Source organism: Ferroglobus sp., from assembly GCF_015521575.1.
GTDB lineage: Archaea > Halobacteriota > Archaeoglobi > Archaeoglobales > Archaeoglobaceae > Ferroglobus.
In genome coordinates this window covers 1-5,711 of record NZ_WANY01000269.1, presented here as the reverse complement: position 1 = coordinate 5,711, position 5,711 = coordinate 1, and the positions used below count along the sequence as shown (strand labels likewise).

Annotated in this window: 8 protein-coding genes and 1 pseudogene; 4 read left to right on the top strand and 5 right to left on the bottom strand. The window is 42.7% G+C overall.

The features are described from left to right. The 3 genes from F7C14_RS10810 to F7C14_RS10800 form a co-directional block, all read left to right on the top strand. Positions 1-251 (top strand): SHOCT domain-containing protein (locus tag F7C14_RS10810; protein ID WP_290902808.1); only part of this gene is annotated, 251 nt, incomplete at its 5' end. A 39-nt stretch (positions 252-290) separates the two neighbouring features. Then, positions 291-773: a thioredoxin family protein gene (locus F7C14_RS10805; RefSeq protein ID WP_290902806.1), complete on the top strand. Its 483-nt coding sequence runs from the start codon at positions 291-293 to the stop codon at positions 771-773. Between the two features lie 135 nt (positions 774-908). Continuing rightward, entirely contained in the window at positions 909-1,304 is a 396-nt protein-coding gene (locus F7C14_RS10800) for a rhodanese-like domain-containing protein (RefSeq protein WP_290902804.1), read from the top strand. A gap of 1 nt (position 1,305) precedes the next feature. On the opposite strand, the gene F7C14_RS10795 is transcribed toward F7C14_RS10800, so the two are convergent. Genes F7C14_RS10795 through F7C14_RS10785 form a run of 3 tightly spaced genes read right to left on the bottom strand, consistent with a single transcriptional unit; the run spans position 1,306 to position 2,747 of the window. After that, complete coding sequence (locus tag F7C14_RS10795; RefSeq protein WP_290902802.1) at positions 1,306-1,833, bottom strand: hypothetical protein; 528 nt, start codon at positions 1,831-1,833, stop codon at positions 1,306-1,308. Next, positions 1,830-2,261: a hypothetical protein gene (locus F7C14_RS10790; RefSeq protein WP_290902800.1), complete on the bottom strand. Its 432-nt coding sequence runs from the start codon at positions 2,259-2,261 to the stop codon at positions 1,830-1,832. The genes F7C14_RS10795 and F7C14_RS10790 overlap by 4 nt, the downstream gene beginning before the upstream one ends. 42 nt (positions 2,262-2,303) lie before the next feature. Beyond that, positions 2,304-2,747, bottom strand: coding sequence for a DUF411 domain-containing protein (locus F7C14_RS10785; protein WP_290902798.1), 444 nt, complete (start codon positions 2,745-2,747; stop codon positions 2,304-2,306). 50 nt (positions 2,748-2,797) lie between these two features. Between F7C14_RS10785 and F7C14_RS10780 the strand changes: the two genes are divergently transcribed. Continuing rightward, positions 2,798-3,409, top strand: coding sequence for a class I SAM-dependent methyltransferase (locus F7C14_RS10780; RefSeq protein ID WP_290902796.1), 612 nt, complete (start codon positions 2,798-2,800; stop codon positions 3,407-3,409). On the opposite strand, the gene F7C14_RS10775 is transcribed toward F7C14_RS10780, so the two are convergent. Together F7C14_RS10775 and F7C14_RS10770 are read right to left on the bottom strand one after the other, a co-directional pair. Next, positions 3,406-4,536 (bottom strand): metallophosphoesterase, encoded by a 1,131-nt coding sequence (locus tag F7C14_RS10775; protein WP_290902794.1) that lies wholly within the window; start codon positions 4,534-4,536, stop codon positions 3,406-3,408. The two genes, F7C14_RS10780 and F7C14_RS10775, sit on opposite strands and share 4 nt — an antisense overlap. 64 nt (positions 4,537-4,600) lie before the next feature. Then, a pseudogene (locus F7C14_RS10770) lies at positions 4,601-5,711 on the bottom strand (hypothetical protein); the annotation flags it as partial.

Genomic DNA, 5,711 nt, shown 5'->3' with positions numbered 1-5,711 from the left:
GTAACATGATGGGCTACGGTATGGGGGGCATGATGGGAAACAACTTCGGAGGTTGGTACTTCAGCAGCTTCCTCTGGCAGATAATCTGGCTCGCGATAATAGTGGCTGTGATCTACATTCTGATAAATTCGTTAAGCTCCGGAAAGAAGAGCGAGGATAGATCCCTCCAAATCCTGAAAGAAAGACTTGCAAGAGGAGAGATCACTCAGGAAGAATACATCAAGTTGAAAGACGCTCTATCGAGAAGTTAGCCTCGTAACCTTTTTATACATTTATTGTAAAATAAGTTCGTGAAAGGAAAAAGACCTCTACCAATCTTTGCGATGATTCTCATACTTTTCGGAGTAGCTACGATCATCCTTGGAGTCGACGAATATGAAAAATATCCGATAAAATTCTACAGCCTCGAAAAAGGGTTTAAAGTTGCGAAAAAAGAGGACAAGCCCGTTTTGGTTTACATTCACTCCGATACTTGCTACGTCTGCAGAGCATTCCTTGAGGATTTGTCGAAGTACGAAGATTTGCAAAAAACCTTCGAAAAGTTCGTTGTCGTCAAAATAGATTTTTTAACTGAGAGAGCTTTGGCGATGAAGTTCGGTGCTACTGGCACTCCTGAATTTCACATCTTCTACCCCAACGGAACGCCGATGAAAATGAATGGAGTGAGAGCTGTTTACATCGGATACGCCGGCTCTCCAGACGATGAAAGGGTGAGAAAATCCTTAATAGCCTTTCTTGAAGGTGCTTTAAGACAGTACAAAAGCAACAGATGAGCCGAAACATTATTATACATCTAACGTAAAGTAGAGTTATGAAAATCGAAAAGGTGAAGAAAAAATCCACTGGAGTTTGCAAGTGCCACAACTCCTGCAGCTAAAATCAAATTTTTATTTTTTGGAGGTGGTGAGTTGAAAGGAAAGTTTATAACCGCTGCTATAATTGGCTTCTTCTTGGCTTTTCTGCTCTACAACAGCTTCGTTCTCTTTCCAAAGGAAAAAGCCTTCAAATCTGTGTCTCCCGAGGAGTTCTACAAGCTAATGCAGAACGAAGAAGCTTTTGTGATAGACGTTCACGTTCCAGAGCAGAAGCATTTAAACGGAACCGACGCTTGGATACCCTACAACAAAATCGAAGAGTTCGCCGATATCCTGCCCAAAGATAAGAATACTCCCATCCTCGTTTACTGCAGATCCGGACAGATGAGTAAAATAGCAGCTTCAAAACTCGCTCAAATGGGGTACAAAAACATCTACGAACTTGATGGAGGTATCTTAGCTTGGCAGAGAGCGAATCTGCCTTACTGAGCTAAACAACACCCCACGGAGCTGAAGAGTACTTCCACGCCGCTATTAAAACTGAGAAAATCAATACCACAATTTTCAATTTTTCGTAGTCCACGAACATGACTTTGGCAAGGAAACTCGAATCTTCGAAGAGAGCGTTTTTCTGTATCGTCGAGAGCATCCATACTACCCCAACCACACTCGATAAAACGCCAATCAGAAGGAAGAATTCCGTGTACAACGTGAGGAAATAGCTTATTCCCACCCCAAGTAGAGGAACAGCATCAGTCACATGGTGAAGACAACAAGCCACCATGCTTCCTGCTGAAATCCCTCCGGTGGCTATGCTTTTACAACTTTCACGATAAGATTTTATGTGGGTGTAAAGTGCAATCTGCAAACCGAAGCCAGCGCTGATTGGGAATACGTACATCCAGTAGTTTTTTAGATTCCATATAACTCCTTCATAACCAGCCGTGGCGTAATTCACGAGAATATAGAAGGCAAGAAGGGAAACAAAGGCTATAAAACCATTTCTCACTTCCTTCATATCTCCCACTCCAAAACCCTCTCACTCTCAAGCTTCACAACAAGTCTGAATTTTCCAGACCTCTTTATTTCTTCCAGCGCCTCTTCGGGAAACTCAAGAATCCCAATTCTGTGATGTCCCCAAGATTTTTCGTCTTCTTTCCAAGAAACTGGAGCAAAATTTTTCCCATTAACTTCAAGAGTCGTTCCATTCGCTATATCGTAAATGTAAAGGTCTCCGGAATGCGTGTCGAGTCTGAAGTAGAAGGTGGGCTTTGTCAATTCTGGATACTTGGGATTCAGATACATGGCGGTAACTTGAACATTACCGTAACTTACTTTGACGAGATCCTCCTCCTTCAATTCCTTGGGTTTACCGTAGAAATTATAGAGAATCGAAGATACTACAACAAAAACGAGAATTGCAGCAATCAACAGTTTCCTGTCCATATTTTACATTTGATGTAAAATAAGGTATATATCGTTTTTGTTTTACACTTCGTCAAAGATGCCAGTGCGTTTTCCCGAGATGTAGTATATTTTAAAGGGCTTGCTTTTAACTCCCGGCATTCCCGGAGATCCCGTTGGCATTCCGGGGAGCGAAATTCCTTCTATAGCGGGTTTTTCCTTTAAAAGTTTGTCTATAGCCTCTCTTGGCACGTGTCCGACGACATAATAATCCCCAATGTAAGATACGTGGCAGCTCCAGAGGTTTCTTGGGACTCCGTGTTTCTCGTAAATTTCTCTCAAACTCTGAACGTTCACGATTTCAACATTATACCCCTCTTCTTCAAGGTACTCAGCATACTTCTCACAACACCCGCAAGCTTCGGGTTTGTATATCACAACCTGCAATGGGGCGTTGCCGAAGTTTAAGTAAAGAGCAAAGGCTAAAATTACCCCCAACCCCACCATCAGAAGACTCAAAATTCTCATGAAAGGAGCTGGTTGAAAAAGTATAAGTACTTTTTCATTAGGTGTAAAATATGGTGAAAAAGGGATTGGATAAGAGAAGGTACGATAAAGTTGCCAGATTTTACGATATCTTTGAGCTTCCCATGGAACTCTTAGCTTTTTCCTCTTGGAGAAGAGAACTTCTGAAAAGGGTCGAAGGTAACCTCGTCCTTGAAGTAGGAATCGGAACCGGAAAGAATATTCCCTACTACAAAAACTGGGAGGTAGTTGGAGTTGACATAAGCAGAAGGATGATGGAAAAAGCGATAAAGAGGGTCAAAGAGAACAAAAAAGTAGTTCATCTAATCCAAGCCGATGCTGAAAGTTTACCCTTCAAAGATGGTGTTTTCGACGCAATCATATCCACCTATGTTTTTTGCTCCGTGGAGAATCCCATAAACGGGCTCAGAGAACTCCACAGAGTTCTGAAGAAAGGTGGCAAAGCGTATTTTCTTGAACACATGAGGAGCGAAAGTGAATTCGTCGGAAAAATTCTTGACGCTCTAAACCCCCTCCTCAGAAAGCTCGGTCCGGAGATAAATAGGAGAACTGCGGAAAATATAAAAAGGGCGGGATTCAAAATTATTGAGGAGAGGCATTTAATGACGTCTATTTTCAGAATGATAGTGGCTGAAAAAAGTTAGCTGAGGAGGAGGTTTTTTATTAGTTCCTTCACCTTTCCTTCGATAACCTTACAAAGCTTCAGAGCTTCTTCGTAGCTATTCGGAATGGCAAGATCCCAAACTTCGTCGATTCCCCGAACATCAACGTTTTCATCAAGAGAAATTACGTAGTCCGCATCCTCGAGCATCTCCTCTGTTAGCTTCTTCGGCTCTGTCAGTTTGACTCCACGCTTTCCTGCGAACTCCACTGCAATCTCGCTAAGACTCTTTGAAGGAGATGTCCCGCAGCTGATAGCATACATGTTGTCTGGAGATACTTTATTAAAAACGTACTCAGCTATCTTCGTTCTCAAATCGTTCTTAACGGAAATGAAAAGAACTTTTTTCGTCGACGTTAACTTTCTGTATTTATCTATGGACTCCGGAATTTCGGGCTTCAATTTGAATTTTCCTATCTCAACACCGCCTATGTCTATAAACCTGAGTTCAAGTTTAACTGCTTCCTCATCAAACTCTATTACGTTGTAATTGTTGTCGGGCATCAGAACTTTGTAAGAGCTGAGAGAGCCGGCATGAATTACATGGGTTCTCAGAAGTTTTGTAGAGTAGGGAACGTGCCTATGACCTGCTAAAACCACTCCTCCATGACAGTGAAATGCCAAAGCTTCAACCATTTCCGCTGCGTCGATCAGAACGTTCATATTTCTCCCGGTGTGGGGAATCGGAACGAGGTGGTGATGCATGACAACGATGTTGATGCAGTTTTTCCTGACGTTCGAGAGTATCCATTCTCTTTGCTCATCTCCCACATATCCCTCATCTGAATCTGGAAGAGTACTGTCCACTCCTATAAAAACCGCATTATCCACTTTCACTCTCTTTCTTGTCCTTCCAAAGTACAGCCTAAAATACTTCAATCCGTCGTTTCTCGCATCGTGATTGCCGGGAACTGCAAGAATCTCAGACTTTATGCTTGAAAGCGTTTCATAAGCATCTCTAAACTCGTGATGTACACCCCACAATCCGATATCCCCGGTTAAAACGACCAAGTCCGGCTCGATTTCGTTTATCTGTTTTATAGCTTTTTCAACCTTATCCTTCAGCAGCTCAAAGCCGAAATGAACATCTGATATGTGGACAATTTTCATAGAATAAATCATGATGGATGTGGTTTTAAAACTTCGGTCGGAAAAAATTGAAAAATTTAATCTTTTACCTCATCATTCTGCCCACAACCAAGGCAGTTATAACGACAGCTACACCTATCCACACCCCCGAAAACTCCGGAATGGGAGTTTGATCCGGAGTGGGAGTTAAGGTGGGCGTTTGGATTGGTGTCGGTGTTCCAACTGCTTGAGGAGGACAGATCACGTTTGAAATCTGAGAAACGCTGGATGTTTGAAGAGTCAAGGAGTTTATGTTAATTCCAGCGGGCTGAAGGAAGGGAGTAGGAGTAAACACGTATTCGTCAAATCCCGCTTCACCAACTTGAGCATTTGCAACAATTTCGTAAAGGCAAAGACCAGAAATAGATCCAGCATCGTTGAGTTTGAGAATCCAGAAGTCAGAGCTATTTGAGAAGGATCTCGTGTTTGATGCAACAACGTAGCCGTCGTCGGCTTTTTTAACATCTGCTGCCCAATCGCTCTCGTCACCGCCGTACCTCTTCTGCCACTGAATCAATCCGCTGCCGTCAATTTTGAAAACCCAAACATCTCCCGCTGCGCTTCCAGCTACAACATATCCATCATTCGTTTTCAGAATTGAGGAGATTTTTTCAAAGGTACTTTCATTGTAAGTTTTCTGCCACTGGATGTGTCCGCTGTTATCGATCTTCACTATCCAGGGTTTGTAGACGTCGGATGAGAACATGCCGCCAGTACTGCTCGTTCCAGCTATCACAAACCCATCGTCCGCTTGCTGGAAAGATGAAGCTTCATCGACAACTTTCCAGTCGTATATTCCCTCCCATTCGACGAAACCGAAACTGTTAAGCTTTATTATCCAGAGATCAGAACGATATGGGTTGGGGAAGGAAATAACATTGTAGTTGGCAGCAACTCCAGCTACTATATACCCTCCATCGCCAGTTTGCATGACGAAGTAAGCCTTATCTCTGTTATACGTATCAAGCACCTTCTCCCACATCACATCGCCGTTGGCGTCAAGCTTTAAAATCCAGATGTTGTGCTCGATCTCCTGCAATGGATCAGTCGGGATAGTTGTATATCCCGCCACAATGTATCCGCCGTCACTTGTTTGCTGAATGGAATAAAAAGCATTCTCCTGAATTACCCTATTATCAACGTTTTTATCGTATTTC

Excerpts from the sequence above, each read along its gene's own strand:
- F7C14_RS10795 (WP_290902802.1), bottom strand. The coding sequence starts at position 1,833 with ATGAAGGAAGTGAGAAATGGTTTTATAGCCTTTGTTTCCCTTCTTGCC.
- F7C14_RS10790 (WP_290902800.1), bottom strand. The coding sequence starts at position 2,261 with ATGGACAGGAAACTGTTGATTGCTGCAATTCTCGTTTTTGTTGTAGTA.
- F7C14_RS10785 (WP_290902798.1), bottom strand. The coding sequence starts at position 2,747 with ATGAGAATTTTGAGTCTTCTGATGGTGGGGTTGGGGGTAATTTTAGCC.
- F7C14_RS10780 (WP_290902796.1), top strand. The coding sequence starts at position 2,798 with ATGGTGAAAAAGGGATTGGATAAGAGAAGGTACGATAAAGTTGCCAGA.
- F7C14_RS10775 (WP_290902794.1), bottom strand. The coding sequence starts at position 4,536 with ATGAAAATTGTCCACATATCAGATGTTCATTTCGGCTTTGAGCTGCTG.